At 73.8% G+C, this 26,184-nt stretch carries 26 protein-coding genes; 11 read left to right on the plus strand and 15 right to left on the minus strand.

Annotated elements, in window-relative coordinates:
• Positions 1-197: 197 nt before the first annotated feature.
• Entirely contained in the window at positions 198-1,805 is a 1,608-nt protein-coding gene (locus ACFCLZ_RS16430; protein WP_380285638.1) for an MFS transporter, read from the plus strand.
• 68 nt (positions 1,806-1,873) lie between these two features.
• Positions 1,874-2,470 carry a TetR family transcriptional regulator gene (locus ACFCLZ_RS16435; protein ID WP_380285639.1) on the plus strand — a complete coding sequence of 199 codons (597 nt, stop codon included), beginning with the start codon at positions 1,874-1,876 and terminating at the stop codon, positions 2,468-2,470.
• Between the two features lie 82 nt (positions 2,471-2,552).
• On the opposite strand, the gene ACFCLZ_RS16440 is transcribed toward ACFCLZ_RS16435, so the two are convergent.
• Positions 2,553-3,419: a hypothetical protein gene (locus ACFCLZ_RS16440; protein WP_380285640.1), complete on the minus strand. Its 867-nt coding sequence runs from the start codon at positions 3,417-3,419 to the stop codon at positions 2,553-2,555.
• An 8-nt stretch (positions 3,420-3,427) separates the two neighbouring features.
• Complete coding sequence (locus ACFCLZ_RS16445; RefSeq protein WP_380285641.1) at positions 3,428-4,093, minus strand: papain-like cysteine protease family protein; 666 nt, start codon at positions 4,091-4,093, stop codon at positions 3,428-3,430.
• Positions 4,094-4,380: 287 nt separating this feature from the next.
• Between ACFCLZ_RS16445 and ACFCLZ_RS16450 the strand changes: the two genes are divergently transcribed.
• Positions 4,381-5,313, plus strand: coding sequence for a hypothetical protein (locus ACFCLZ_RS16450; protein ID WP_380285642.1), 933 nt, complete (start codon positions 4,381-4,383; stop codon positions 5,311-5,313).
• A 21-nt stretch (positions 5,314-5,334) separates the two neighbouring features.
• Here ACFCLZ_RS16450 and ACFCLZ_RS16455 read toward each other — a convergent pair whose 3' ends face one another.
• Genes ACFCLZ_RS16455 through mca form a run of 4 tightly spaced genes read right to left on the minus strand, consistent with a single transcriptional unit; the run spans position 5,335 to position 9,486 of the window.
• Entirely contained in the window at positions 5,335-6,198 is an 864-nt protein-coding gene (locus tag ACFCLZ_RS16455) for a GNAT family N-acetyltransferase (protein WP_380285643.1), read from the minus strand.
• A gap of 41 nt (positions 6,199-6,239) precedes the next feature.
• Entirely contained in the window at positions 6,240-8,297 is a 2,058-nt protein-coding gene (locus ACFCLZ_RS16460; protein WP_380285644.1) for a thioredoxin domain-containing protein, read from the minus strand.
• Positions 8,298-8,339: 42 nt separating this feature from the next.
• On the minus strand, positions 8,340-8,531 hold the full coding sequence (locus ACFCLZ_RS16465) for a hypothetical protein (protein WP_380285645.1): 192 nt from the start codon (positions 8,529-8,531) through the stop codon (positions 8,340-8,342).
• A gap of 49 nt (positions 8,532-8,580) precedes the next feature.
• Positions 8,581-9,486: a mycothiol conjugate amidase Mca gene (gene mca / locus ACFCLZ_RS16470; protein WP_380285646.1), complete on the minus strand. Its 906-nt coding sequence runs from the start codon at positions 9,484-9,486 to the stop codon at positions 8,581-8,583.
• 240 nt (positions 9,487-9,726) lie between these two features.
• Here mca and ACFCLZ_RS16475 point away from each other — a divergent pair, with 240 nt between their 5' ends.
• Positions 9,727-10,137: a DUF4307 domain-containing protein gene (locus ACFCLZ_RS16475; protein WP_380285647.1), complete on the plus strand. Its 411-nt coding sequence runs from the start codon at positions 9,727-9,729 to the stop codon at positions 10,135-10,137.
• Positions 10,138-10,409: 272 nt separating this feature from the next.
• Positions 10,410-10,907 carry a transcription elongation factor GreA gene (gene greA / locus ACFCLZ_RS16480; RefSeq protein ID WP_380285648.1) on the plus strand — a complete coding sequence of 166 codons (498 nt, stop codon included), beginning with the start codon at positions 10,410-10,412 and terminating at the stop codon, positions 10,905-10,907.
• 72 nt (positions 10,908-10,979) lie between these two features.
• Here the strand turns inward: greA and ACFCLZ_RS16485 are convergent, their stop codons facing one another.
• The 3 genes from ACFCLZ_RS16485 to ilvA form a co-directional block, all read right to left on the minus strand.
• Complete coding sequence (locus tag ACFCLZ_RS16485; RefSeq protein WP_380285649.1) at positions 10,980-11,837, minus strand: ABC transporter permease; 858 nt, start codon at positions 11,835-11,837, stop codon at positions 10,980-10,982.
• Position 11,838: 1 nt separating this feature from the next.
• Positions 11,839-12,876, minus strand: a complete 1,038-nt coding sequence (locus tag ACFCLZ_RS16490; RefSeq protein ID WP_380285650.1) for an ATP-binding cassette domain-containing protein — start codon at positions 12,874-12,876, stop codon at positions 11,839-11,841.
• Between the two features lie 193 nt (positions 12,877-13,069).
• A complete protein-coding gene (gene ilvA / locus ACFCLZ_RS16495) occupies positions 13,070-14,281 on the minus strand; it encodes a threonine ammonia-lyase (RefSeq protein ID WP_380285651.1) in 1,212 nt (403 codons plus the stop codon).
• A 161-nt stretch (positions 14,282-14,442) separates the two neighbouring features.
• Between ilvA and ACFCLZ_RS16500 the strand changes: the two genes are divergently transcribed.
• A complete protein-coding gene (locus tag ACFCLZ_RS16500; protein WP_380285652.1) occupies positions 14,443-14,931 on the plus strand; it encodes a MarR family winged helix-turn-helix transcriptional regulator in 489 nt (162 codons plus the stop codon).
• 40 nt (positions 14,932-14,971) lie between these two features.
• Here the strand turns inward: ACFCLZ_RS16500 and ACFCLZ_RS16505 are convergent, their stop codons facing one another.
• Entirely contained in the window at positions 14,972-16,126 is a 1,155-nt protein-coding gene (locus ACFCLZ_RS16505; protein WP_380285653.1) for a cystathionine gamma-synthase, read from the minus strand.
• Positions 16,127-16,268: 142 nt separating this feature from the next.
• On the opposite strand from ACFCLZ_RS16505, the gene msrA reads away from it, so the two are divergent.
• Positions 16,269-16,934 carry a peptide-methionine (S)-S-oxide reductase MsrA gene (gene msrA, locus ACFCLZ_RS16510; RefSeq protein WP_380285654.1) on the plus strand — a complete coding sequence of 222 codons (666 nt, stop codon included), beginning with the start codon at positions 16,269-16,271 and terminating at the stop codon, positions 16,932-16,934.
• Positions 16,935-17,053: 119 nt separating this feature from the next.
• Positions 17,054-17,422: a cupin domain-containing protein gene (locus ACFCLZ_RS16515; protein ID WP_380285655.1), complete on the plus strand. Its 369-nt coding sequence runs from the start codon at positions 17,054-17,056 to the stop codon at positions 17,420-17,422.
• Positions 17,423-17,441: 19 nt separating this feature from the next.
• Here the strand turns inward: ACFCLZ_RS16515 and ACFCLZ_RS16520 are convergent, their stop codons facing one another.
• The 4 genes from ACFCLZ_RS16520 to ACFCLZ_RS16535 all read right to left on the minus strand — a co-directional run bounded on the left by ACFCLZ_RS16520 (position 17,442) and on the right by ACFCLZ_RS16535 (position 21,828).
• The gene (locus ACFCLZ_RS16520; protein WP_380285656.1) at positions 17,442-17,945 is read right to left on the minus strand and encodes a DUF1203 domain-containing protein; all 504 of its coding nucleotides are present in this window, start codon (positions 17,943-17,945) and stop codon (positions 17,442-17,444) included.
• A gap of 74 nt (positions 17,946-18,019) precedes the next feature.
• On the minus strand, positions 18,020-19,399 hold the full coding sequence (locus ACFCLZ_RS16525) for an Ig-like domain-containing protein (RefSeq protein WP_380285657.1): 1,380 nt from the start codon (positions 19,397-19,399) through the stop codon (positions 18,020-18,022).
• A 181-nt stretch (positions 19,400-19,580) separates the two neighbouring features.
• Positions 19,581-19,919 carry a hypothetical protein gene (locus tag ACFCLZ_RS16530; protein ID WP_380285658.1) on the minus strand — a complete coding sequence of 113 codons (339 nt, stop codon included), beginning with the start codon at positions 19,917-19,919 and terminating at the stop codon, positions 19,581-19,583.
• 505 nt (positions 19,920-20,424) lie between these two features.
• Positions 20,425-21,828, minus strand: a complete 1,404-nt coding sequence (locus ACFCLZ_RS16535) for a cystathionine beta-synthase (protein ID WP_380285659.1) — start codon at positions 21,826-21,828, stop codon at positions 20,425-20,427.
• Positions 21,829-22,047: 219 nt separating this feature from the next.
• Between ACFCLZ_RS16535 and ACFCLZ_RS16540 the strand changes: the two genes are divergently transcribed.
• The 3 genes from ACFCLZ_RS16540 (at position 22,048) to ACFCLZ_RS16550 (ending at position 25,667) form a co-directional block, all read left to right on the plus strand.
• Positions 22,048-23,148: an SGNH/GDSL hydrolase family protein gene (locus ACFCLZ_RS16540; protein WP_380285660.1), complete on the plus strand. Its 1,101-nt coding sequence runs from the start codon at positions 22,048-22,050 to the stop codon at positions 23,146-23,148.
• Between the two features lie 47 nt (positions 23,149-23,195).
• Entirely contained in the window at positions 23,196-24,416 is a 1,221-nt protein-coding gene (locus tag ACFCLZ_RS16545) for an acetyl-CoA C-acetyltransferase (protein ID WP_380285661.1), read from the plus strand.
• A 303-nt stretch (positions 24,417-24,719) separates the two neighbouring features.
• The gene (locus tag ACFCLZ_RS16550; RefSeq protein ID WP_380285662.1) at positions 24,720-25,667 is read left to right on the plus strand and encodes a hypothetical protein; all 948 of its coding nucleotides are present in this window, start codon (positions 24,720-24,722) and stop codon (positions 25,665-25,667) included.
• An 81-nt stretch (positions 25,668-25,748) separates the two neighbouring features.
• Here ACFCLZ_RS16550 and ACFCLZ_RS16555 read toward each other — a convergent pair whose 3' ends face one another.
• Complete coding sequence (locus ACFCLZ_RS16555) at positions 25,749-26,150, minus strand: hypothetical protein (protein ID WP_380285663.1); 402 nt, start codon at positions 26,148-26,150, stop codon at positions 25,749-25,751.
• Positions 26,151-26,184: the final 34 nt, after the last annotated feature.

Raw genomic sequence — 26,184 nt, forward strand, 5'->3', positions numbered from 1 at the left:
CCGACAGTCACCCGCAGTGGCCGGAAAGCGGCGAACGACAGATCAACGTTGCGTCAATTCCCCGTGCGGAACGCGCACTTCCAGGACACATCACGGAGCGTGACGACACCGGCGGGCCTCTGACATTGACGGCGACCATCTTTTGGGAGTTACTGTCATTTGACACCGACTACCTTCACGGTCTCCGGAGGTTCCCCGTGCCCACTCCGCCCACTGCGCCCACCGAGGACGGGGCGGCCTCGCCCGGCCCGGACCCACGGCGCTGGCTCGCGCTCGTCGCGGTCGCGCTGAGCGTCCTCGTGATCAGCCTCGACATGACGGTCCTGAACGTCGCCCTGCCCACGCTGGCCTCACAGCTCCGGGCCACCACCGGGCAGCAGCAGTGGATCGTCGACTCCTACACCGTGGTCTTCGCCGCCGTGATGCTCCCGGCCGGACTGATCGGCGACCGCTTCGGCCGCCGCTTCACGCTCACCCTGGGCCTCGCCCTGTTCGGCCTCGCCTCGGCGGTCGGCATGCTGGCCGACAGCCCCGCCACGCTGACCGCCGCCCGCGCCGCGATGGGCCTGGCCGGCGCGCTGGTGATGCCGATGTCCATGGCGGTGATCCCCGGCCTCTTCCCGCCCGGCGAGCAGCGGCGCGCCACCGCGATCCTGGCCGCGGCGCTGGCCGTCGGCACCCCGCTCGGCCCGCTGATCGGCGGCTTCATCCTCCAGCACTACTGGTGGGGCGCGATCTTCGCGATCAACCTGCCGATGGTGGCGATCGGCATCACCGCCTGCGCCGTCCTGCTGCCGGAGACCCGCAACCCCGCCGCGCCCCCGATCGACGTGCCCGCCACCCTGCTCGGCGCCGGCGGGCTGGCCGCGCTCACCTACGGCATCATCGAGAGCCCCGAGCGCGGCTGGACCGACCCGCTGGTGCTCGGCACCGTGGGCGGCGCGCTGGTCGCGCTCACCCTGCTGGTCCTGCGCAGCCGGCGCCGGCGCGACCCGATGCTCGACCTGTCACTGCTCGCCGACGCCGCCTTCCGCTGGTCGACGGTGGCCGCGACGCTGGTGTCCCTGGTCCTGTTCGGCGCCTTCTTCGTGCTCCCGCTGTACTTCCAGAGCGTCCTCGGCGCGGACGCCTTCGGCACCGGTCTGCGGCTGATGCCGATGATGCTCGGCCTGATGGTGGCCGCCCGGCTCAGCGACAAGCTGGTCGCCCGGACCAGCCCCCGGACGGTGATCGCCCTCGGGCTGGCCCTGCTGGCCGCCGCCCTGCTCGTCGGCAGCCGGACGGAGGTCTCGGACGGCTACGGCCTCGCCGCCGGCTGGCTCACCCTGCTCGGCGTCGGCATGGGCCTGTCCCTCATCACCGCGCAGGCCACCGCGCTGCTCACGCTGCCGCCCGCCCGGGCCGGTGTCGGCTCGGGTCTGCTGCAGACCTTCCGCCAGGTCGGCGGGGCCGTCGGGGTGGCCGTCTTCGGCAGCCTGCTCGCCAACGCCTACCGGGGCGCGCTGGACACCGGCGGGCTGGCGGCGGGCGCGGCCGAGCAGGCCGGGGGGTCGGTGGTCGCCGCCGACGCGGTCGCCGCCGCGGCCGGCGATCCGGCGCTGGCCGTCTCCGCGCACAGCGCGTACGTGCACGGGATGACGGTGGTGCTGCTGGTCTCCGGGGCGATCGCGGTGCTGTCGGCGGTGCTGGTCGCGCTGCGGATGCCCGCCGCCGAGCCGGCCGGTCCGGCCGGACCTGCCAGCGGGAGCACCGGGGCATCCGGGGCCGCCGGGGCCGCCGCGATGCCTGCGGCCGATCACGGATAATCGAAGACATGAACGCAACGCGGCCGGCAGCGGCACCTCCGGCAGGACCTGGCAATCCGATCCAGGCGATGCTGGAGGCGCCGCTGTCGCTGCGCGAGCGGAAGAAGCTGAAGACCCGCCAGACCATCCGGCGCGAGGCGTACCGGCTGATCGCCGCACAGGGGTACGAGAACACCACGGTGGACCAGATCGCGGCCGCCGCCGAGGTCTCCCCGTCCACCTTCTTCCGGTACTTCGCCACCAAGGAGGACCTCGTCCTCACCGACGAGTACGACCCGGCGATGATCGACGCGCTGCTCGCCCGGCCCTCCGACGAACCGTTTCTGCGCTCCTGCCGGGAGGCCCTCATAGGGATGATCCGGTACCTGCTGGAGCACGAGCGCGAGGAACTGCTCGTCCGGATGCGGCTGGTCAGGGAGGTCCCGTCGCTGCGCGCCCGGATGCTGGACGGCGCCAACGACCCCCGGCAGCTCTACCTCACCGTGCTGACCCGGCGGGCCGGCGTCCAGGAGCCGACCTTCGCGATGCGGATCGCCGCCGCCGCGCTCGCCGGGGCCACCACCGAGGCCGTGCTGCAGTGGGCCGGGTCCGAGGGCGCCGAGGACATCGCCGAGCTGGTCGACCGCACCTTCGCGATCCTGGAGGACGGGTTCGCCGGCCTGTAGGGACCGCACCACGGCGGGAGCGCACCACGGCGGGACCGGACGACGGCGGGGGCCCGGTCGCCGCACCGGGCCCCCGCCCCCGCTATCCGCCCGCCCGCACCCGCCGCCGCAGGGCCACGCCCGCGCCCGCGAGCGCGGTGGCGCCCAGGGCCGCGGCCGCCGTCACGGCGGGCAGCGTGCCGCCGCCCGCCGCCTGCGGGGCGCCGGGCTCGTAGCCACCGCCCCGGCCCGCCCGGTCGTACGCCGAGCCGGGCAGCTTGTCGCCGTACCGCTGCCGGACCAGGCCCTGGTACGCGGCCAGGCTCACCCCGGCCTCGCCCACCGAGCGGCGCGCCTCCTCGTCCAGCGGCAGCACCCGGCCGTCCCGCAGCACGTACCAGGCGTTGATCTGCGGCTCGCGGAACGCCGTCCCGCCGCCGCCGTCCGCCGCCCGCGCGGCGTAGTCGCCCTCGTCGCCGCCGGTGGCGATGTTGACGACCCGCCAGCCGTCGCCCTGCTTCACCGTCCAGACCGAGGCGACCCGGCCGTCAGCCGCGACCACCCGGCTCGCGGCGAACTCGGCCCGGGCCACCGGTGCGCCCGGTGTGCCGGACACGAAGGCGGCGTCCAGCGTGTACACCGGCACGGTGTCCCCGGCCAGCCGGGGCGTGGTGGCGGCCGCCGCGCCGTCGGCCGCCCCCGGCGCGAGCCGGGCGGTCGGCGGGAGGCCGTCGCGGGCGAAGAAGCGGCCCACCTGGTCGAGCACGGCCGGGCTCCGCACCGCGCTGCGGGCCTGGGCCAGCTCGGCGGCGGGCACCGGCTCGGGCACCCCGGCGGAACCGGACGGACCGGCCGCACCGGACGGACCGGCGGCGGACGCGGCCGGCGCGAGGGCCAGCCCCAGACCGGCGGCGAGCAGGACGCCCGCCGCGCCGCGGACCACCGCGGCCTTGCGCATGCTGCTGCTCATGTCGCCCCTCACGCGCCGATCCGGTACAGGGAGTGGGTCCAGGAGAACGTGCCGTTGGACACGTAGTAGGTGTAGTCCGCCCAGTTGTAGCGGTAGTTGGACGGCCACGGGTCGCCCCAGTAGACCCAGTTGCTGCCGGTGTCGTAGCCGTACAGGACGTGCATGTGGCCGCCGCCGGAGCTCCACTGGATCCGGGTCTCGACCGGCCGGTCGGCGTTCACCTCGGTCTGCACCGTGCTGTAGCGCAGATAGCCGGTGACGTAGGAGCCCGGATTGATGCCGATCCGGCTCAGGCCGTTCTGCACATCGCCCAGCGTGGCCTGGCTGTTGGGGCAGCCGGAGCTGCTCGAACGGCCGAACGCGGCGTTGCAGAACTGGTTCTGGCTGTAGGTGTAGCCGTACCAGGTGGCGATGGTGTTGCCGCTCGCCGCCCAGCACCAGTTGGTCTGCTGTTGCTGCTGCATGGTGATGTCGAGCGTCCTGGACGTGCCGGCCAGGCCGGCCGTGGCACCGGCGGGCCGCGCCCCCTGCTGGGGGCCGGCGGCCATGGGGGCGGCCTGGGCCATGGGGGCGGCCTGGGCCGGGGTGACGGCCGCGACGCTGAGCGCCGGGCCGAGGACGCCGAGCGCGAGCACCGAGACGGCGCGGCGCAGACGTATCCGGGGAACGGACATGGGGGATGGCCTCCTTGCGACAGGCAGAGGAGTCGGAGTCGTGGGGGTGCGGTCCGGATCGCGCCACCGAGCATCGCGCCGTCGACATGGCCGGTCAACGCCCCTCGGCCCCCGCCCGTCCGGGTGTGAACGGGCCCGACCCGCTGTGAACGCCGGCCCCGAAACCCCCGCCCGGAAACGTCGGGACCGGTGACAAACCCCCCTCCCCGTGTGAATATTCACGACCGACCGGGCCCACCGCACCGGTCCGCGCCGGGCCGCGCCGCCCCGCTCCCCGAGGAGGCCGCATGCAGCGGACCGACCAGCCCGACCTCGTCACCGCGCTGCGCACCGGCCCCTTCGACCTCGCCCTGCGCACCGCCATCGCCGCCCGCGGCCTCGCCCTGCACCGCATCCGCGACCACCTCGCGCTGCGCGGCGTCCACATCGGGGTCACCAGCCTCAGCTACTGGCAGCAGGGCCACCGCCGCCCCGAACGGCCCGAATCACTGCGCGCCGTCCGGGAGTTGGAGCGGGTCCTGGAGCTCCCCGCGCACTCCCTCACCCGGCTGCTCGGCCCCCGGCGCGCCGCCCCCGCCGCCCCCGCCGGTCCACCCGTCCGCCCCTACCGCGACCTCATCACCCCGCCCACCGCGGTCGACGACCTGCTCGCCGAGCTGGCCGGCCCGCGCGACAGCGGGCTGCACACCATCACCCACATCGAGCGGATCCGGATCGGCGCCGACCGCCGGCTCCGGCGCCGCGACTCCCAGCACGCCCTGCGCGCCCACCGCGACGGCATCGACCGCTACCTCGCCATCCACCAGGGCGACCCCGGCAGCGACATCACCCGGGTCGGCGTCCGCGCCGAGGAGAACTGCCGGCCCGGCCGCGTCCGCCGCGACCAGGCCCACGACCTGCTGATCGCCGAACTCCTGCTGGACCGGCGGCTGCGCGCGGGCGACACCCACCTGCTCGGCTACGGCTTCGACGACGCCCCGGCGCCCGAGCCCAGCTGCGAGTACCTCCGCGGCTTCCACGCGGGCGCCGGGCAGTACGTCCTCCAGATCACCTTCCACCCGGCCGCACTGCCCGTCCGCTGCCACCGCTTCGCGCGCCGCTCACCCGCCGAGAAGCCCCACGAGAGCGAGGAGTTGACCCTCGACGGCCACCACTGCGTCCATCTGGTCGCCACCGCCGTCGGGCCCTGCATCCTGGGCATCGGCTGGGACTGGGAGTAGCGCCCCGGGCGCCCGCCGCCGTCAGTCGCCGAAGGCCAGCTCCAGGCAGTCCCCCACCGGCCGGTAGCCGATCTGCTGGTAGATCGAGTTGCTGGTCGGATTGGCGAGGTCCGTGTGGAGCAGCACCTCCTCGGCCCCGTCGGCGAGGGCGGCGGCCGAGGCGGCGGCCGTGACGCCGCTGGCGTAACCGCGGCCGCGGGCCTCGCGCGGCGTGTACACCGGGCCGATGCGGGACATCCCGGCGACGACCGCGCTGGCCCCGGCCACCGCGACCGGCCGTCCGGTCTCGTCCTCCCACAGGTGCAGCCGGCCGTCGGCGGTCCGGTCGTCGACCACCATCGCGGTGTCGGGGATCCGGATGTCCACCTCGGCCGCGAACGCGTCGAACCAGCGGATCAGCAGCTCGCGGTCGCCCGCCCCGGCGAGCCGGGGGCGGCCGGCCGGCGGGCGCGGCGGGTCGGTCAGCTCGCCGAGCCGGTAGAGGCGCTCATTGGTCTTGACGGTCCCGGTGGTCCCGGTGGCGCCGGCCCACGCCTCACCGAACGCCCGCACCGCCGCCACCCCGCCGCCGACCCCGGCGAGGGCGGTGAACCCGGCCCGGGCGCCTGCGAGTTCGACGGCCAGCTCGGCCGCCGCCCGCTCGGGCATCAGCCCCAGCCTCGGGGCGAACGGCGGGGTCTGCAGGAACACCCCCGCGACCGGCGCGTCCGGCTCGGGGCGCCACCAGCCGAACAGGGGCGCGCCGTCGCCGTAGTACCGCAGGCCGCGCACCGCCAGCCGGTCGGTGATCGTGAGCAGCACGGTGTTCTCGGCCGGGTTCGCGGCGAGGAAGCCGCCGGCCTGGGTGCGGAAGTCGTCCAGGGAGGTGCTGAGGGTCCAGGGCATGCCCCATCCTCCCCCGCCGCACCGCCGCCGCCCACCGGTTTTCACCCGGCCGCGGACGCCCCCAGCCGCTCGGCGAGGGCCGCCGGGTCGGTGGTCGGGGCGTCGCAGGTGAAGTGCCGGCAGACGTACGCGGCGGGCGCGCCGTCGACCAGCGGCCGGCCGGCGAGCAGCGGGACCTCGTCGCTGCCGGCGCCCGGCTCGCCGAAGGCGACCACGGCGCCGGGCGCGGTGCCCAGCAGCGCGGTCCGGTGCAGCGCGGCCGTCCGGGGGTCGCCGGCCGGGCCGATCACCGCGACCTCCCGGGGGCCGTCGGCCAGCGCCTCGGCGGCGGCCAGGCCCCAGCCGACGAACCGCGGCGCGCGCGAGGCGAGCGCCCCGACGATGCCGAGCGCACGCTCGGCGGCGGTCCGGTGGCGGGCCGAGCCGGTGTACGCGGCGTACGTGAGCAGCGCGGCCGCGGCGGCGGTCCAGCCGGACGGGGTCGCGTTGTCGGTCGGGTCCTGCGGGCGCCGGATCAGCTCCTCGGCGTCGTCGGCGGTGTCGTACAGCGCGCCGCTCTCCTCGTCGGCGAAGTGCTTGAGCACGGTGTCGAGCAGACCGCCGGCCAGCTGGAGCCACTCGGCCTCGCCGGTGACGGCGTACAGCGCGAGGAAGCCCTCGGCGGTGTCGGCGTAGTCCTCCAGCACACCCGCGTTGGCGCCGGGGCGGCCGTCCCGGGAGGTGCGCAGCAGCCGGCCCTCCGGGGTGAGGTGGACGGCGAGCAGCAGGTCGGCGGCGCGCTCGGCGGCCCGGACGAGGTCGGGGCGCTCCAGCAGGGCGCCGGTCTCGGCGAGGGCGGCGACGGCGAGGCCGTTCCAGGCGGCGACCACCTTGTCGTCCCGGGCGGGCGCCGGACGGGCCGCGCGGGCCGCCAGCATGCGCTCGCGGATCGCCTCGTACTCGGCGGCGTCCTCGGGGTCGGCGAGGAGCTGGAGGACGGAGGTGCCGTGCTCGAAGGTGCCGTCGGCGGTGACGGAGAACAGCCGGGCGGCGGTGGCGGCGTCGGCGGGGCCGAGCAGGTCGACCAACTGGCCCGGCTCCCAGACGTAGTAGGCGCCCTCGGCGGTGGCCCCGGTCTCCTCGTCGAGGCTGTCGGCGTCCAGCGCGGAGGCGAACCCGCCCTCGGGGGTGCGCAGTTCGCGCAGCAGGAAGTCCGCGGTGGCGAGCGCGACCCGGCGGGCCAGCGGGGAGCCGGTCGCCCGCCACAGGTGCAGGTACGCGCGCAGCAGCAGCGCGTTGTCGTAGAGCATCTTCTCGAAGTGCGGGACCACCCAGCCGGCGTCCACCGCGTACCGGGCGAAGCCGCCGCCGAGCTGGTCGTGGATGCCGCCGCGGGCCATCGCCTCGCCGGTGCGGGCGGCCATCTCCAGCGCGGCCTGCGAGCCGGTCCGGGCGTGGTGGCGCAGCAGGAACTCGATCGCCATGGCGGGCGGGAACTTGGGCGCCCCGCCGAAGCCCCCGTGCCGCGGGTCGAAGTCACGGCTGAGCGTGACCAGCGCCTGGTGCAGATCGGCCTCCCCGGGCGGCTGGTGCACCCCGCTGCCGACCGCGTAGACGGAGCCCCGCTCGGCCAGGTCCGCCCGGATCCGGGCGGCGACCTCACCGACCTCCTCGCGCCGGTCCCGCCAGGCGGCGTGGACGCCCTCCAGCACCTGCCGGAACGACGGCATGCCGTGCCGGGGCTCGGACGGGAAGTACGTGCCGAAGTAGAACGGCTCCTTGCCGGGGGTCAGGAAGACGGTCATCGGCCAGCCGCCCTGCCCCGTCGCCGCCTGCACGGCCTCCATGTACACGGCGTCGACGTCCGGCCGCTCCTCCCGGTCGACCTTGACCGCGACGAACCGCTCGTTGAGGTACTCCGCCGTCCCCCCGTCCTCGAAGGACTCGTGCGCCATCACATGGCACCAATGACACGCCGCGTACCCGACCGAGAGCAGCACGGGTACGTCCCGCCGGGCTGCCTCTGCGAAGGCCTCGGGGCCCCAGGGCCACCAGTCGACCGGGTTCTCGGCGTGCTGCTGCAGGTACGGCGAGGTCGCGTCCGCGAGACGGTTCGGCATGCCCCCATCCTTGCGCATCGGCGCGCTGCGGGGGGCGCGGTCTCACTCCTTCGGGGACTCCGGCTCCTCGGCGAAGTCCACCCGCTTGAACTGCTTGTTCATCGACTTGGCCAGGAACCAGGTGGCCACGCCGAGGGCGGCGAAGACGAGGAAGCCCAGCAGGCCGGGGGTGACCTTGGCGTCGTCGACGGCGAGCTGGACGGCCAGGTGGGTGAGGTTCACGGGGGCACTCATATCTCTATGGTGGCCCGGCTCACGGGGAGCCGGGCCGTCGGGGGGTGCTTCAGTCCCGCGTGTCGGCCGACTCGGCCGTCAGGCTGGGGGCACGCAGGCCGGCGAACAGGTCGTCCTCCGGCAGGTCCACGTCGACCAGGGTACGGGCGAGCTCGTAGTCCTCGGTGGGCCACACCTCGCGCTGCACCTCCAGCGGGACGCGGAACCACGGGCCGTCCGGGTCGATCTGGGTGGCGTGCGCGATCAGCGCGCGGTCCCGGGTCTCGAACCAGTCGTCGCAGCGGACCCGGGTGGTGATCTCGCGCTCCGCGCGGCCGCTCTTCTCCCAGCCGGCGATCCACTCGCCGTAGGGGGACTCGTGGCCGTTCTCGGAGAGGTACTTGTGCAGGGCGCGGATCCGGCCCATCGGGAAGCCGTGGTTGTAGTACAGCTTCAGCGGCTGCCAGGGCTCGCCGGCCTCCGGGTACGCGTCGGGGTCCCCGGCGGCGTCGAAGGCCAGCATGGTGATCTTGTGGGTCATGATGTGGTCGGGGTGCGGGTAGCCGCCGTTCTCGTCGTAGGTCGTGATGACCTGCGGCTTGAACTCCCGGATCAGGCGGACCAGCGGTTCGGCCGCCTCCTTGACGTCCTGCAGGGCGAAGCAGCCCTCGGGAAGCGGGGGCAGCGGGTCGCCCTCCGGCAGGCCCGAGTCCACGAAGCCCAGCCAGGCCTGCTTGATCCCGAGGATCGCGCGGGCCTCGTCCATCTCCTTGCGCCGGACCTCGTGGATGTTCTCCTCGATCTCCGGCTTGCCCTGCAGCTTCGGGTTGAGGACCGAACCGCGTTCCCCCCCGGTGCAGGTGGCCACCAGCACGTCCACCCCATGGTCGACGTACATGGCCATGGTCGCCGCGCCCTTGCTGGACTCGTCGTCCGGGTGGGCGTGCACCGCCATCAGTCGCAACTGCTCAGTCAACGCGTGCGTTCCTTCCACAAAATGTCCGGGCGTACCGCGCAAGCCGGTCTGCCCACCGTCCGAGCCGCTCTCGGGGCCGCGTCACCGCAGGGCCGGCCGCCGCGCGGGGCGCCGACACGGCCGAGCCCGCCCCCGCCGGACCGGCCGCGGGCGTGCCCCTCCTATAGTGACGGACTGGAGGAGCACCGCATTCCCCCGCACCACCCGCGCGGCCCCCTCCCCACGAGAGGACTGAGCCCCATGAGCGCTGGCATCCGGCCCCCGCAGCTGCCCGAGGACCGCTACGGGCGGCGCGGCGACCGCGAGAGCGACCGCCGCCTCAAGGTCGTCGGCGCGGGCTGCGGGGTGCTGATGCTGGGCCTGATCGTCTGGCTGGGCGGCTCCTACCTGATCCGCGAGACGAAGATCAACGGCGCCGTGCCGACCTTCCAGGCGCTCTCCGACACCGAGCTCCAACTGCACCTGGCGGTGCGCAAGAGCGACGGCACGGCCGGCAGCTGCACCGTCCGCTCGCAGGGCGAGGACGGCGCGGTGGTCGGGGTGGCCGACTTCCCCGTCCCGGCGGAGGGCTCCGAGTACGACGCCGTGGTGAGCCTGCGGACCACCGCCCGCGGCACCACCGCCGAGCTGCTGGACTGTACGCCCAGGTAACGGCACGCCAGGCATATTCGCGCAGGAGAACGGGCATCCGTAGAGGAGTCCAGCCCGCCGATCCTGTACACCTTGGCGCAACGCTGTCGTCAATGGCGCGCCAACCACCCTCCCGCTTGTCGGCGGGAGTTGTTAGGCTCGTGGTTTCGCCCCTTCCGCACCAGCTGGTACGGGAGCGGGCGTTGCTTTGTAGTTAAGACCGATATCGGCATCACCCGACACGCTGACGACTCACACCCTCAGCACAGCCCCAGCACCTACGAGGAGCACCCGTGACCCAGACCAGCGAGAACGTGACCTGGCTCACTCAGTCCGGCTACGACCAGCTCAAGGCCGAGCTGGATCACCTGACCGGCCCCTGGCGGATCGAGATCGCGCAGAAGATCGAGGCCGCGCGGGAGGAGGGTGACCTCAAGGAGAACGCCGGCTACCACGCCGCCAAGGAGGAGCAGGGCAAGTACGAGCTGCGGATCCGCCAGCTCACCCAGATCCTGGAGCGGGCCAAGGTCGGCGAGGCCCCGGCGGACTCGGGCGTGGTGGCTCCGGGCATGGTCGTCACGGTCGCCTTCGACGGCGACGAGGACGACACCATGAGGTTCCTGCTGGGCTCGCGCGAGGTCGGCGACGACGACCTGGACATCTACTCGCCGCAGTCGCCGCTCGGCCGCGCGATCGACGCCAAGACGATCGGCGACGAGGCGACCTACGAGCTGCCGAACGGCAAGCAGGCCATGGTCAGGATCATCGAGGTCAAGCCCTACTCCGGCTGATCCCACCCCCGCCCACGCGAAGGGCGGCCGCGGCGTCGCGCCACGGCCGCCCTTCGCGCACCCGGGGCCGGCTCAGCGGGTGGAGGAGCGGTACTTGCGCACCGACAGCCAGGAGAACACCGCGGTGATCACCACCGACCAGAGCACCGACACCAGCTCGGCGTGCTGCATCGGCCACACGTCGTCCACCGGGCCCACCTGGTTGCCGAACAGGTTGCGGCAGGCCTGCACGGTGGCGCTGAACGGGTTCCAGTAGGCGATCGCCTGCAGCCAGCCCGGCATCGAGCTGACCGGTACGAAGGCGTTCGAGATGAAGGTCAGCGGGAAGAGCCAGATCAGCCCGGCCGAGGTGGCCGCCTCCGGGCTGCGCACCGAGAGGCCGATCAGCGCGCCGATCCAGGAGAAGGCGTAGCCGAGCAGGAGCAGCAGCCCGAACGCGCCCAGTGCGGACAGCAGCCCCTCGTGGATCCGCCAGCCGACCAGCAGCGCCACCAGGGCCAGCACCACCAGGGTGAACGCGGTCTGGCACAGGTCGGCCAGGGTGCGGCCGACCAGCACTGCCGAGCGGGCCATCGGCAGCGAGCGGAACCGGTCGACCAGGCCCTTGGACATGTCCTCGGCGATGCCCGCCGAGGCGCCGGCCACCGCGAAGGTGACGGTCTGGGCGAAGATGCCCGCCATCAGGTACTGGATGTACGCCGAGGAGCTGGACTGCGCGCCGGGGATCCTGATCGCGCCACCCATGACGTACGAGAACAGCAGCACGAACATGACCGGCTGCATGAGGCCGAACACCACGATCTCGGGTATGCGGGTCGTCCGGCGCAGGTTGCGCCTGGCGACCACCCAGGAGTCGTGCAGGACGGCGTCGGCGCCCCGGCGCTGCACGGGTACCGCCCCGCCGATGGCGTGCTCGGTCGCGGTGGCCATCTCAGCGCTCCTTCCCGGCCGCAACGGCCTGCTTGCCGGCGCCGGCGCCGCCGCCCCGCCCGCGCCCCTTGCCCCCGGCGGCGCCCTCCTCGCCCTCGGCCTCGGTGTGGTGGCCGGTGAGCGAGAGGAAGACGTCGTCCAGGGTCGGCCTGCGCAGGCCGATGTCGTCGATCCCGATCGAGCGGGAGTCCAGCTCGCGGATCACGTCGGCGAGCACCCGGGCGCCGCCGCTGACCGGGACGGTGATCCGCCGGGTGTTGCGCTCCACCGCCGGCTCGCCGATCGCGTAGGAGGAGAGCGCCGCGACCGCCTCGCCGACCAGATCGGGCCGCTGCACCACGACCTCGATCCGCTCGCCGCCGATCTGCGCCTTGAGCTGGTCGGCGGTGCCGCGCGCGATCACCTTGCCGTGGTCGACCACGGCGATGTCGTGGGCGAGGCGGTCCGCCTCCTCCAGGTACTGGGTGGTGAGCAGCAGCGTGGTGCCCTGTTCGACCAGGGTCTCGATGACCTCCCACAGGGCGAGCCGGTTGCGCGGGTCGAGGCCGGTGGTGGGCTCGTCCAGGAACATCACCGGCGGGCGGACGACCAGGGCGGCGGCGAGGTCGAGGCGCCGGCGCATGCCGCCGGAGTAGGTCTTGGCGGTACGGTCCTTGGCCTCGGTGAGGTTGAACCACTCCAGCAGTTCGAGCGCCCGGGCCTTCGCCGCGCGGGCGGGCATCTGGTACAGCTCGCCGACCATCTGGAGGTTCTCGAAGCCGGTGAGGTACTCGTCGACCGCGGCGTACTGGCCGGAGAGGCCGATCAGGCTGCGGACCCGGTTCGGGTGCTTGAGGACGTCGACGCCGGCCACCGTCGCGCGGCCGGAGTCGGGCTGGAGCAGGGTGGTGAGGACGCGCACGGTGGTGGTCTTGCCGGCGCCGTTCGGGCCGAGCAGCCCGAGCACCGCGCCCTCGGGGACGTCGAGGCTGACGCCGTCCAGGGCTCGTACGTCACCGAAGGTCTTGACCAGGTTCTCGGCTTGGATGGCTGGCGCCATGGGCCTGCCTCATCTCCTCGGAGGAACGGGCGGAACTGCGCGGTCTGTCCTACTTTGCCCCCAATGCGGGCAGGCAAGCGACTCGTTCCCGCCGCCGCGGCGACAGAACGCGATGTATCGCGAGTTTGGCATCCGCGATATATCGCGTCAAGGACCGGGCGCGCTCCCGGCTGCGCTCCCGGGCGCCGGCCCCCTACCGGCTGACCACGTACCCCGCGCCCCGCAGCTCGCCGAGCACCACCGCGCAGTGCTCCGGCCCCTTGGTCTCCAGGTGCAGGTCCACCTCCACCTCGGTCAGCCCCAGCTGCGGATCCACCCGTACGTGCGCCACGTCCAGGACATTGGCGTCCACCCTGGTCAGCACCGCGAGCAGGCCCGCCAGCGCGCCCGGCCGGTCGGCCAGCCGCACCCGCAGCGAGAGGTACCGGCCGGCCGCCGCCAGGCCGTGCCGCAGCACCCGCTGCATCAGCTGCGGGTCGATGTTGCCGCCGGACAGCACCGCCACCACCGGCCCCTCGAAGGAGTCCGGCTGCTCCAGCAGCGCCGCGACCGGGGCCGCCCCGGCCGGCTCCACCACCAGCTTCAGCCGTTCGAGGCCGAGCAGCAGGGCCCGGGACAGCGAGTCCTCGGAGACCGTCCGGACACCGTCCGCCAGGGTGTTGACGATCTCGAACGGGACGTCCCCCGGCCGGCCGACCATGATCCCGTCCGCCATCGTGGCGAACCGCTCCAGCGTGACCGGGTGCCCCGCCGCCAGCGAGGGCGGGTACGCGGCCGCGGCCGCCGCCTGCACCCCGATCACCCGCACGTCCGGCCGCAGCGGCTTGACCGCCGCCGCGATCCCGGCCAGCAGGCCGCCGCCGCCCACCCCGACCAGCACGGTCCGCACCTCGGGGCACTGCTCCAGGATCTCCAGCCCGACGGTGGCCTGCCCGATCACGACGTCCCGGTGGTCGAACGGGTGGATGAACACCGCGCCGCCCGCCTCCGCGTACCGCTGCGCCGCCTGCAGCGCCTCGTCGACGGTCGCCCCGTGCAGCCGCACCTCGGCGCCGTACTCCCGGGTCGCCGCGATCTTCGGCAGCGGCGCGGACACCGGCATGAAGACCGTCGAGCGCACCCCGAGCAGCGCCGCCGCCAGCGCCACCCCCTGGGCGTGGTTCCCGGCACTCGCCGCGACCACCCCGCCGGCCCGCTGCACCGGGGAGAGGCCCGCGATCCGCACATACGCCCCGCGCAGCTTGAACGAGCCGGTGCGCTGGAGGTTCTCGCACTTCAGGTGGACCGGCGCGCCGACCAGCGCGGAGAGGTGGCGGCTGCCCTCCATCGGCGTCACCCGGGCGACCCCGGCGAGCATCTTCTGGGCGCCGCGGACATCATCGAGGGTGATCGGCCAGCTGTGCATGACAGCAGCCTAGGGCGTGTCTGACGATTCCCGCCGGGCGTGCGACGCCCTGGCCGTCGCGACACGCGGTCCGGGGACGTCGGCCCTGTTCCCGGGCCCGCCCGGCCCGCGTACTCTGCTGCTCCTGAGCCTTCCTCACCGCACGACGATCGTGAGCCGCGATGACGACGACCTCGCCCCAGGCCACCGACCTCACCGACCCCGTGCACACCCAACTCCAGTACCAGCTGGCGCTGTTCGCCCGCCGCATGGAACAGGTCCGCGGATCCGACGGGGTGGCCGCCCTGGTCCGGGCCGCCTACCTGCTGCTCGAACGACTGGAGCGCCTCGGCCCCGCCAACGTCAAGGCGCTGGCCGACGCGCTGGGTGTCGACTCCTCCACCGTCACCCGGCAGGTCGCCCCGCTGGTCGCGGCCGGCCTGGTCGGCCGGGTGCAGGACCCGGCCGACCGGCGCGCCGTCCGGCTCGCGCTGACCCCGCTCGGCGCCGGCCGGCTGGCCGAAGTCCGGGCCGGGAGAACCGAGTTGACCCGCCGGCTGGTCGCCGACTGGCCGCGCGAGGAGCAGCAGGCGTTCTGCGCCCTGCTGGCCCGCTTCAACCACTCCATGGAGGAGTACACGGCGGGCCGGCAGGGCGCCGGCGGCGCGTAGGGCCTCGGCCCGGCGCCTGCTCTCGGCCCGACGCCTGCTCTCAGCCCAGCGCCTGCTTGAGGTCGGCCAGCAGGTCGTCGATCGACTCGATGCCGACGGAGACGCGCACCAGGTCGGACGGCACCTCCAGCGCCGAACCGGCCACCGAGGCGTGGGTCATCCGGCCCGGGTGCTCGATCAGCGACTCCACGCCCCCCAGCGACTCACCGAGGGTGAACAGCCGCGCCCGGTTGCAGACCTCGACCGCCGCCTCCTCGCCGCCGTTCACCCGGAACGACACCATGCCGCCGAAGGCCTTCATCTGCTTGGCGGCGATGTCGTGGCCGGGGTGCTCGGGCAGGCCCGGGTACAGCACCTGGCTGACCTTGGGGTGGCCCGCCAGCAGCTCGGCGACCTTCTCGGCGTTCGCGCTGTGCCGGTCCATCCGCACGCCGAGGGTCTTGATGCCGCGCAGCACCAGCCAGGCGTCGAACGGGCCGGAGACCGCGCCCATCGCGTTCTGGTGGTAGGCGACCTCCTCGCCGAGGCCCGCCTCGGCGATCACCAGGGCGCCGCCGACCACGTCCGAGTGGCCGCCCATGTACTTGGTGGTCGAGTGCACGACCACGTCGGCGCCGAGCGCGATCGGCTGCTGCAGGTAGGGGCTGGCGAAGGTGTTGTCGACCACCAGCAGCGCGCCGGCGTCGTGCGCGATCCCGGCCAGCGCGGCCAGGTCGGTGATGCCCAGCAGCGGGTTGGACGGGGTCTCCACCCACACCGCGCGGGTGTTGGGGCGCAGCGCCTCGCGGACGGTGGCGAGGTCCTGGGTGTTGGCCACGGAGAACTCGACGCCCCAGCGGGTCAGCACCTTGGCGAAGAGCCGGAAGGTGCCGCCGTAGGCGTCGTTGGGGATCACGATGTGGTCGCCCGGCTTGAGGATCGTGCGCAGCAGGGTGTCCTCGGCGGCGAGGCCGGAGGCGAAGGCGAGGCCGCGGGCACCGCCCTCCAGCGCGGCGAGGCACTCCTCCAGCGCGGTGCGGGTCGGGTTGGCGCTGCGGCTGTACTCGTAGCCGCCCCGCAGGCCGCCCACCCCGTCCTGCTTGTAGGTGGACACCTGGTAGATCGGCGTGACGACGGCCCCGGTCTGGGGGTCTGCTTCCTGACCCGCGTGGATGGCGAGGGTCTCGAAGCCCTGGGGAAGCTGGTGCTCGGTCATGGTCCGAGCGTAGTCGGCGTACGGGCGACTGCCGCGCGCACGCCGCCGGGACGCCGCCGGGACACCGTCGCGCGCCCGGAATCCCCGGGTGCCCGGCCGTGTTGGAACGTCCGCAACCCTTTCCGAACCGTTGGAGCAGGCCGTGCTGTTCAACCGCCACAAGACCTCGCTCGTTCCCGCCGACCAGGCGCTGCCCGGCCGCCAGGAGCCGGCGTTCACGCTGCGCGAGCCGCACACCGTACTCGGCCACCCGCTGACGGGCCCGTACCCCGACGGTCTCGAGGTCGCGGACTTCGGGCTGGGCTGCTTCTGGGGCGCCGAGCGCACCTTCTGGCGGCTGCCCGGCGTCTGGACGACGCTGGTCGGCTACCAGGGCGGTCACACCCCGAACCCGACGTACGAGGAGGTGTGCAGCGGCCTGACCGGGCACACCGAGGCGGTCCGGGTGGTGTACGACCCCGCGGTGGTCTCCTACGAGCGGCTGCTGAAGACCTTCTGGGAGGCGCACGACCCGACCCAGGGCAACCGGCAGGGCAACGACGTGGGCACTCAGTACCGCTCCGCGGTCTACACCCACTCCCCCGCCCAGGCCGCCGCCGCGACCGCCACCCGGGACGCCTTCCAGCCGGCCCTCACCGCCCTCGGCCTCGGCCCGGTCACCACTGAGATCGCCCCGGCCGGCCCGTTCTACCCGGCCGAGCCGTACCACCAGCAGTACCTCTCGGAGGCCAAGAACCCGAACGGCTACTGCGGCCTCGGCGGCACCGGCGCCAGCTGCCCGATCGGGGTGGCCCGCACGGACGCCTAGGGTCCCGTCCTCACGCAGGGTTCCCGAACCCGGCCCTGCGGGCGCAGACTGGAAGGACCGGTAGGGCGGCCTCGTCACCCTCCTGGTGGCGGGGCCGCCCCTGTCCCGAGGAGCACCTCATGGCCGGTCTCATCCGCAAGAACTTCGACACCGATCCCGAGGAGATCCGTCCGTTCGAGGCGGACAAGGGCGAAGTGCGCCTGGTCCACCTGGACGGCGGGGGCGTCGGACGGGCGGTGTTCCAGCCCGGCTGGCAGTGGTCCCAGCACGTCAAGCCGATCGCGAAGACGGACAGCTGCCAGGCGGCCCACGCCGGCTACGTCATCTCCGGACGGATGAAGATCGTCATGGACGACGGCCAGGAGGCCGAGTTCGGCCCCGGCGACTTCATGGTCTGCCCGCCCGGCCACGACGCCTGGGTGATCGGCGACGAGCCGACGGTCGTCCTGGACTGGCAGGGCTTCGGCGACTACGCCAAGCGCTCGTGAGCACCCGGGCCGGCGGCGGTCAGCCCCGCCGGACCTCGTGCTGGAAGCACCCGAACTCCACCGCGCGGACGTGCAGCACGGCCACCTTCGGGTCGGCCAGCAGTTCCGCCGCGACCGCCTCGGCGGTCTCCGGCTCGACCAGCTCGCCGCCGAGGATGCGCCCGCGCCGGTCGTACGCGCGCAGCACCCGCTGACCGCCGTGGAAGCCGGCCGGCCAGTCCTGGCCGACCGGACCGGCGCACGGCCCGTCGTGCACGAAGACCGGGCCGCACTCGTCGTACGGACCGGGCTCGGCCCCGGTCTCCGCGGCCCAGCGCCGCAGCGGCGCGTAGGAGACCAGGGCGATCCGCTCCCCGGCCCGCGCCCTGGTCAGGCAGCAGCGCAGCGGGGCGCCGCCGGTCTCGTCGACGGAGCGCACGGGCGGCTGGCCGGCGTCGTCGCGTTCCAGCAGGGCGCGGTGGACGGCCGGGTCGATCGCCCGGACGGTGAGCACGGACGGGGTGGCGCTGGTGGTCGTCGTCATGGCTCCACCCTGCCCCGGCCCCGGCCCGGCATCCGGCGGCTTTCGGCCGTCGCGTTCGGCCCCCGCCGGGGGCGTCAGATGGCGCTGCCGGCCTTCCAGTCGGCCCAGCCCATGTTCCAGCCGTTGAGGCCGTTGGACGGCGCGATGGTCTTGTCGCCGGAGTTCACGACCTCGACGACGTCGCCGACCATCGAGCTCTTGAAGAACTTGTAGCCGTCCGCGCTCGCGTCCTGGCCGCCCTTGACGTCGCGCAGGCCGACGCAGCCGTGGCTGGTGTTCTGGCTGCCGAAGGTGGACGCCAGGGACCAGTAGTTGCCGTGGATGAAGGTGCCGGAGGTGCTGAGCCGCTGGGCGTGCGGCACGTCCGGGATGTCGTACTCGCTGCCGAGGCCGACGGTCTGCGAGTTCATCCGGGTCTGCTGGTACTGCTCGGTGATCACCATCCTGCCGCCCCAGGTGCGGAACTCGGGCGAGCCGCCGGAGATCGCGTAGACGGCGCTGACCTGGCCGTCCGTGGTGACGGTGAGCTTCTTGGCGGCGAGGTCGGCGACGCTGGTCTGCGCGCGGCCGACGGTGAAGCGGACGTCCTTGGACTGGGTGCCGTAGACGCCCTTGGCGCCCTGGACGTCCTTCAGCCGGAGCTTGACGGTCACCTTGGTGCCCTTGGCCCAGTACTGCTGCGGCCGGAAGTCGAGGCGGGTGCTGGAGAACCAGTGCCCGACGATCTCGACGCCCGGCTCGGCTATCACGGTGATCGCCTGCTGGACGGTCTTGCGGTCGGTGACCGGCTTGCTGAAGTTGATCGAGACGGGCATGCCGACGCCGACGACCGAGCCGTCCTCGGGGGTGAAGTAGCCGACGAAGGTGTTCGCCGGGGTCGCCGTGGTGAAGACGGCGTTGGCGTCGGCCTCCAGCTTCTCCTTGTCGAGGGCGGCCGCGGACACCGTGTACTTGGTGCCGCTGGCCGGGGCCGCGGAGGAGGTCCAGACGGTGCCGTCGGAGGACAGCGCGCCGGCCAGCGCCTTGCCGGTGGAGTCGGTGACCTTGACGGTGGTGAGGGCGCCGCCCGCGACGGCGACCCGGACCGGCTCGCTGAAGCTGGCGGCGGCGGCGCCGTCGGCCGGGGTGACGGTGATCACGGCGGCCGAGGTCTTCGGGGTCGGAGTGCTGGTGGCGCTGGGCGTCGGCTGGGCGCTGCCGGTGGCCGTAGCGCCGGCGCCGCCGGTGTCGGCGGTGCCCCCGGTGCCGGCGGCGCCCGCGGTGCTGCCGGTGCCGCCGCCCGTGCCGCCCGACCCGCCGCTGCCACCGGTGCCGGTGGAGGCGGCGTTGTCGGCGCTCTTGCTGTCGTTGCAGGCCGCCAGCAGCAGGACCGGGGCGCCGATCAGGCCCGCCAGCACGCCGCGCCGGCTCCAGTTGCTGCCGGCCGCTCGACCCTGACCTTCCGGTGCCGCCACGTCGCCCACTCCCTGCTGAATCATCCGGGCATTACGGATGGAGAAACGCAATCCGTGCGTTCACGGTTCCATCACCAACGGCTTGCGATCGTACGAGAATCCGAAACTCGGCGCCAAATATGGACAAATGCCCGGTCTGCGGACGGCAGACCGGGCCTTCACGGACTGTGACGGGAGCGCCCTACTCGGCGGACTCCTCCACCACGTACTCGTCCCACTCGTCACTCTCCGGGTCGAAGTCGGTCTTCGCCGACTCCCAGGTCGCCGAGGCCAGCTCGATCCCCGGGACGTCGCCGAGCAGCGCCACCGGGTCGATGAAGTGGGCGAGCGAGCCGGACGGGTCCACCTCGATGGCCTCGACGGACTGGGCGCGCTCGTCGTCGTCGAGGTACTCGTCGCCGGCCACCTGCTGGAGGGCCGCCGCCTTGAGGGCGCCCTCGTCGGTGATCTCCGCGATGAGCTCGATGCTGAGCCGGACGTAGCGCGGGCTGTCCTGGCCGGTCGTGTCAGTGCTGGTCATGGCAGTGAGACTACGGGACGCCGGCCGTGTCAAGAGCATGGAACGTAGGCGGGGCCGGTCCCCTCCGGAGAGGGGACCGGCCCCGCCGCCTCCGCCGGGCTCCCCCACCCGGGAGCCGCGGAGACGCGCCAAGCGGCGCGGTCGCCCGGGGAGCCGCCTCACCCTGGTGACCGGCCGGAGCCGGGCAGGGGCGGGACGACGGCGTCTCCGCGGGCAGGGACACCACCGGTCGGATCAGGACCGACCGTCGTGCCCGAGACGGTCCGCGCCGCCGGGGAGCCGCTCCCGGTCGGTCGCCACCGCCTCGCTCGGTGTCTTGCCGTGAGCACAACGATGACGCAGCCGTGTTAAGCCCGTGCTGCACGGAGATGACGCCGGTGTACCAGTTCGCCCGGAAACGGAACCTCCGCCCCTCAGGTCCTCCGCCTCTCAGGTCCTCGGCCCCGCGGGTGCCCAGTCCCGCGGGTGCTCAGCCGCCGGGTCGGGGTCGGCGGCTGACCCGGCCTCAGTGCCCGGCGCGGTTGCCGGTCAGGAAGCCCAGCAGGTCCTGGCGGGTGACGATGCCCTGCGGCTTGCCCTCCACCAGCACCACCGCGGCGTCGGCCTTCTCCAGCACCGCCATCAGGTTGGTGACGGTCTCGCCCGAGCCGACCACCGGCAGCGGCTTGGACATCACCTTGTCCAGGGTGTCGGCCAGCTGGATGTCGCCCGCGAAGACGCCCTCCAGCAGCAGCTTCTCCACCACCGAGCCGATCACCTCGCCGGCCATGATGTCCGGGTGGCCGGCGCCCGGCGAGACCACCGGCATCTGCGAGACGCCGTACTCGCGCAGCACCCGGACCGCCTCGGAGACCGTCTCGTTGGGGTGCATGTGGACGAACTGCGGGATGCCCTCGTGCTCGATGGCGTCCTTGCGGGCCAGCACCTCGCCGATGTGCGCCTCGTCGGTGGCGGACGGCAGGAAGCCGTAGTCGGCCATCCAGTCGTCGTTGAAGATCTTCGACAGGTAGCCGCGGCCGCCGTCCGGCAGCAGCACCACGACGACGTCGTCCGGGCCGAGCTCGCGGGCGACCTCCAGCGCGGCGACGACCGCCATGCCGCAGGAGCCGCCGACCAGCAGGCCCTCCTCCTTGGCCAGGCGGCGGGTCATCTGGAAGGAGTCCTTGTCGGAGACGGCGACGATCCCGTCCGCGACGGAGCGGTCGTAGGCGGTCGGCCAGAAGTCCTCACCGACACCCTCGACCAGGTACGGCCGGCCGGTGCCGCCCGAGTAGACCGAGCCCTCCGGGTCGGCGCCGATCACCTTGACCTGGCCGCCGGAGACCTCCTTCAGGTAGTTGCCGGTGCCGGAGATGGTGCCGCCGGTGCCGACGCCCGCCACGAAGTGGGTGATCCGGCCCTCGGTCTGCTCCCACAGCTCCGGACCGGTGGAGTGGAAGTGCGAGGCCGGGTTGTCCGGGTTGGAGTACTGGTCCGGCTTCCAGGCGTTCGGGGTCTCACGGACCAGGCGGTCGGAGACGTTGTAGTACGAGTCCGGGTGCTCGGGGGCGACGGCGGTCGGACAGACGACCACCTCGGCGCCGTACGCGCGCAGCGTGTTGATCTTGTCGGTGGAGACCTTGTCGGGGCAGACGAAGATGCACTTGTAGCCCTTCTGCTGGGCCACGATCGCCAGGCCGACACCGGTGTTGCCGGAGGTCGGCTCGACGATGGTGCCGCCGGGCTTGAGGGCGCCGGAGGCCTCGGCGGCCTCGATCATGCGCATCGCGATGCGGTCCTTCACCGAGCCACCGGGGTTGAAGTACTCGACCTTGGCGAGCACGGTCGCGCTGATCCCCTCGGTGACCTTGTTCAGCTTGACCAGCGGCGTGTTGCCGACCAGGTCGATGATCGAGTTGTGGTACCGCACGGGGGGTCCTCCCGGTCTGTGGGCATGCAGTGGCTGTGGGCATGCAGTGACGCTTTCGGTACTGCAAAGCCTAGGCCGTACCAGGAGCCCCGTGAGGCCCGTACGCCCCACGAACGGACCACCCCCGTCGTAGGCCGGGTCGATCGCGGGTACTAGGGGTGTACACGCATCGGGAGCGGCCCTTCACCGGGTGGCACGAGGACGCGAAGGGGGCACCGGATGTCGACGGCGCAGGGGTCACGGGCCCGGGTGGCCCGCCGGATCGCCACCGCGGCGGCGTACGGCGGGGGCGGGCTCGGCGTGCTGGGCGTCGGCCTGGTGGGCCTGCTGCTGACCGAGAGCAGGCTGGCCGTCCAGGCCATCGGCATCCTGGAAGGCACCCCGCCGAGGGCCGACGGCGTCTACGGCGAGGCCTTCGCCGACACCTCCGCCGGCCCGCAGCCGCCGCTGGTGCTGGCCTTCCTCGGCGACTCCACGGCGGCCGGCCTGGGGGTGCTGCGGGCCCGCGAGACGCCGGGCGCGCTGCTCGCCGCCGGGCTCGCCTCGGTCGCCGAGCGCCCGGTCCGGCTGGTCAACGTGGCGTTCACCGGCGGCCGCTCCGCCGACCTGGCCGGCCAGCTGGACCAGGCCCTGGCACACCGCCCCGACATCGCCGTGATCATGGTCGGCGCCAATGACGTGACCCGGCACAGCCCGGCCCAGCTCGCGGTGCGCCAGCTCGGCGAGACGGTCGCCGCGCTGCGCGCCGCCGGCTGCCAGGTGGTGGTCGGCACCTGCCCGGACCTCGGGACGATCAAGCCGGTCCGCCCGCCGCTGCGCTGGGTGGCCCGCCGGCTGAGCCGCCAGCTGGCCGCCGCCCAGACCATCGCGGTGGTGGAGGCGGGCGGCCGGACGGTCTCGCTCGGCTCGCTGCTCGGGCCGGAGTTCGCGGCCCGCCCGGAGATGTTCGCCGCCGACCGCTACCACCCCTCCGCCCAGGGCTACGCGACGGCCGCGATGGCCGTGCTGCCCTCGGTCTGCGCCACGCTGGACCTCTGGCCGCAGGAGGAGCGGCCGGACGGGACGGTCCCGGGCGAGGCCGTGCTGCCGGTGGCGGTGGCCGCAGCGGCCGCGGCCGGGCGGTCCGGCTCCGAGGTGGCGGCGGTCGGCGGCGAGGGCGGCGCGGCCGGGCGCTGGGCGCTGCTGCGCCACCGGCTGCGGGTCGGCCTGCCGGGCTCCGCAGCCGCCGGGGAACCGCCCGCGGGGGGTTCCCCGGGCCCCGGGAGCACGTCGGCCAGCTCACACCCCGGGGCGGATGACGACCGACCTACCAGGCGGTAACTTTCCTCCCGGACGCCTGTCCGCCGCCACTCAGCGAGGAGCCCGCCATGCCCGAAGCCGTCATCGTCAGCGCCGCCCGTTCGCCGATCGGCCGGGCCTTCAAGGGCTCGCTGAAGGACGTCCGCCCCGACGACCTCACCGCGCACATCATCCAGGCCGCCCTGGCCAAGGTGCCGCAGCTCGACCCGCGCGAGATCGACGACCTGATGCTCGGCTGCGGCCTGCCCGGCGGCGAGCAGGGCCACAACCTGGCCCGCATCGTGGCCGTGCGGATGGGCATGGACTACCTGCCCGGCGCCACCATCACCCGCTACTGCTCCTCCTCGCTGCAGACCACGCGGATGGCGCTGCACGCGATCAGGGCCGGCGAGGGCGACGTCTTCGTCTCGGCCGGCGTGGAGACCGTCTCGCGCAGCGTCCACGGCACCTCGGACGGCATGCCGGGCACCATGAACCCGCTCTTCGACGAGGCGCAGGCGCGGACCGCCCGGCGGGCGGCGGAAGGCGGCGGGGAGTGGCACGACCCGCGGGAGGACGGGCTGCTGCCGGACGCCTACATCGCGATGGGCCAGACCGCCGAGAACCTGGCCGCCCTCAAGGGCATCACCCGCGCCGAGCAGGACGCGTTCGGCGTGCGCTCGCAGAACCTCGCCGAGGCCGCCCTCGAGGCCGGCTTCTGGGAGCGCGAGATCACCCCGGTCACGCTGCCGGACGGCACCGTGGTCAGCAAGGACGACGGCCCGCGCGCGGGCGTCACGCTGGAGGGCGTCTCCGGCCTGAAGCCGGTGTTCCGCCCGGACGGCACGGTGACCGCCGGTAACTGCTGCCCGCTGAACGACGGCGCCGCCGCGCTGGTCGTCATGTCCGACACCAAGGCCCGCGAGCTGGGCATCACCCCGCTCGCCCGGGTGGTCTCCACCGGCGTCAGCGCGCTCTCCCCCGAGATCATGGGCTACGGCCCGGTCGAGGCCTCCCGGCAGGCGCTGAAGCGGGCCGGTCTGACCATCGGCGACATCGACCTGGTCGAGATCAACGAGGCCTTCGCCGCCCAGGTGATCCCGTCCTACCGCGACCTCGGCGTCGACCTGGACCGGCTGAACGTCAACGGCGGCGCGATCGCGGTCGGCCACCCCTTCGGCATGACCGGCGCCCGGATCACCACCACCCTGATCAACTCCCTGCAGTGGCACGACAAGCAGTTCGGCCTGGAGACCATGTGCGTCGGCGGCGGCCAGGGCATGGCGATGGTCGTCGAGCGGCTCAGCTGACCCACCGCCACCCCCTCCCCCGTCAACCCCGAAGGGTCCAGACCACCCATTTGGAGTGACGCAGCGTAATTGAGGGCCGGATCACACCGAGAGGTCGATCCGGCCCTCTTTTCCTACCGTTCCGGACCGGAAATCGACAGTGCGGAGCGGATCAACTCCGCAGCGTAGAGCGGGACTCTCTAACAATTTGGGGACAAGAGCGAAAGTCACCGACAAAGTGGACATTCGCCACTGCGGTAACAGGGCCGGATGCGGCAGTGTGGAGACGTAACCCCGTTCCGCTCCTCGCTAGGAGTACGTTCCGTGAGCGCCGTCTACACCATCCTGCTGCTGATCCTGATCGCCGTGTCGACCGCCGTGCTGCTCCACCTCCGGGGACTCTCCCGCCGGCTGGACGCGCGGGCCGCCGCCGCCCCGGCCGTCGACGAGGCGGCGATACGCCGGGCCGTCGCCGACGCGCTGGCCGCCGACCGCGAGCGGGAGATCACCGAGGCGCGGGCGTTCTGGGCCGAGCAGGAGGCCCGTGCGGCCGAGGACGCGCCACTGTTCGACTCCCCGTTCGCCGGGGTCTTCAGCACCACCGACGAGTGGCCGCTGTTCTTCCCCCGCCCGACCGGACCGAGCGAGGCGGCCGACAACGCGGGCACCATGGACCCGGAGTTCGGCGAGGCGCTGCGCTCCGCCCTGGAGGACCTCATCACCGAGGGCGGCGTCCGCCCGGCCGAGCCCGGCGGCACCGAGGGCGGCGTCCCGCTGCGCCCCGGCCACCCGGCCGGCGCCCCGTCCGCCGAGACCTCCGGGGAGGCCCGGGCCCGCCGCGAGGCCGACCTGCTGGCCACCGGCCTGGAGGCCGGGCTGCTGGACACCGAGCCGGCCGTCGAGGACGCCCCGGTGGCCGCCCCCGACCCGCGCCGCCACCCCTCGCACCCCGACTTCGTCCCCAGCCAGGCGCCGTCGCGCGAGTGGACCGACACCCGGCTGACCACGCTCGCCGAGGAGGGCACCGCCCTGGTCGACGTCCGGCCCGGCCCGCTCGGCACCCTGGACGTCTACGCCTTCGCCGACGGCACCACGCTCTGCGTGGCCCCGGGCGACCGCGAGGCCGCGTACCGGCTGATCGACGCCGTCCGGGCCGGCGAGGACGTCCGGCTGCTCGGCGGCTCCCGGTTCTCCGGCTCCTACTCGCTGACCTTCTCCACCGACGAGGACGCCGTCTACGTGCTCGCCGACCGGGTGGTGGCCAGTATCTGAGCCGACCTGCGACAAGGCCGGGGGCCGGCCGGATCACGGGGTTACCGATCCGGCCGGCCCCCGGCCTTCCGGTTCCCGGGCTCAGACGGCCGCGGCGGTCTCCGCGAGCCTGCGCAGGGCGTCCGCCCGCACCGCCTGCGCCGTCGCCGGTCCGTCCGGCAGCGCCACCACGGCGTCCCCGGGCAGCGCGGCCAGCGCCGCCGCCAGATCGTGCCCGACCACCGCGAGCTGGTCGCCGACGGCGAACGCCCCGGCATCCGGCAGCTCGCGCGGCGCCGCGCCGCCCGCCCCGCCGTCCACCCGCGCCGCCTCGGCCGCCTGCGCCGCGGCCGCCAGCCGACGGGCCAGCGCCAGCCCGGCCGCCGCCCGCGAGGGGTGCCCCGGGACGGCGCCCAGCAGCCGGCTCTGCGGCATCGCGCGGAACCGGTCCGCCAGCGCGTCGACGGCTTCGGCCAGGGTCTTCTCGTCGGAGGTCTCGGACATGCCGCGAGCATACGGCGCACCGGCACGGAAAGCC

Source organism: Kitasatospora purpeofusca (assembly GCF_042691725.1).
Taxonomy (GTDB): Bacteria; Actinomycetota; Actinomycetes; order Streptomycetales; family Streptomycetaceae; genus Kitasatospora; species Kitasatospora purpeofusca_B.

Bases quoted from the DNA above. Each gene is read 5' to 3' on its own strand.
- ACFCLZ_RS16435 (WP_380285639.1), top strand. From the start codon at position 1,874: ATGCTGGAGGCGCCGCTGTCGCTGCGCGAGCGGAAGAAGCTGAAGACC.
- ACFCLZ_RS16440 (WP_380285640.1), bottom strand. From the start codon at position 3,419: ATGAGCAGCAGCATGCGCAAGGCCGCGGTGGTCCGCGGCGCGGCGGGC.
- ACFCLZ_RS16445 (WP_380285641.1), bottom strand. From the start codon at position 4,093: ATGTCCGTTCCCCGGATACGTCTGCGCCGCGCCGTCTCGGTGCTCGCG.
- ACFCLZ_RS16450 (WP_380285642.1), top strand. From the start codon at position 4,381: ATGCAGCGGACCGACCAGCCCGACCTCGTCACCGCGCTGCGCACCGGC.
- ACFCLZ_RS16455 (WP_380285643.1), bottom strand. From the start codon at position 6,198: ATGCCCTGGACCCTCAGCACCTCCCTGGACGACTTCCGCACCCAGGCC.
- ACFCLZ_RS16460 (WP_380285644.1), bottom strand. From the start codon at position 8,297: ATGCCGAACCGTCTCGCGGACGCGACCTCGCCGTACCTGCAGCAGCAC.
- ACFCLZ_RS16465 (WP_380285645.1), bottom strand. From the start codon at position 8,531: ATGAGTGCCCCCGTGAACCTCACCCACCTGGCCGTCCAGCTCGCCGTC.
- ACFCLZ_RS16475 (WP_380285647.1), top strand. From the start codon at position 9,727: ATGAGCGCTGGCATCCGGCCCCCGCAGCTGCCCGAGGACCGCTACGGG.
- ACFCLZ_RS16485 (WP_380285649.1), bottom strand. From the start codon at position 11,837: ATGGCCACCGCGACCGAGCACGCCATCGGCGGGGCGGTACCCGTGCAG.
- ACFCLZ_RS16490 (WP_380285650.1), bottom strand. From the start codon at position 12,876: ATGGCGCCAGCCATCCAAGCCGAGAACCTGGTCAAGACCTTCGGTGAC.
- ilvA (WP_380285651.1), bottom strand. From the start codon at position 14,281: ATGCACAGCTGGCCGATCACCCTCGATGATGTCCGCGGCGCCCAGAAG.
- ACFCLZ_RS16500 (WP_380285652.1), top strand. From the start codon at position 14,443: ATGACGACGACCTCGCCCCAGGCCACCGACCTCACCGACCCCGTGCAC.
- ACFCLZ_RS16505 (WP_380285653.1), bottom strand. From the start codon at position 16,126: ATGACCGAGCACCAGCTTCCCCAGGGCTTCGAGACCCTCGCCATCCAC.
- ACFCLZ_RS16515 (WP_380285655.1), top strand. From the start codon at position 17,054: ATGGCCGGTCTCATCCGCAAGAACTTCGACACCGATCCCGAGGAGATC.
- ACFCLZ_RS16520 (WP_380285656.1), bottom strand. From the start codon at position 17,945: ATGACGACGACCACCAGCGCCACCCCGTCCGTGCTCACCGTCCGGGCG.
- ACFCLZ_RS16530 (WP_380285658.1), bottom strand. From the start codon at position 19,919: ATGACCAGCACTGACACGACCGGCCAGGACAGCCCGCGCTACGTCCGG.
- ACFCLZ_RS16540 (WP_380285660.1), top strand. From the start codon at position 22,048: ATGTCGACGGCGCAGGGGTCACGGGCCCGGGTGGCCCGCCGGATCGCC.
- ACFCLZ_RS16545 (WP_380285661.1), top strand. From the start codon at position 23,196: ATGCCCGAAGCCGTCATCGTCAGCGCCGCCCGTTCGCCGATCGGCCGG.
- ACFCLZ_RS16555 (WP_380285663.1), bottom strand. From the start codon at position 26,150: ATGTCCGAGACCTCCGACGAGAAGACCCTGGCCGAAGCCGTCGACGCG.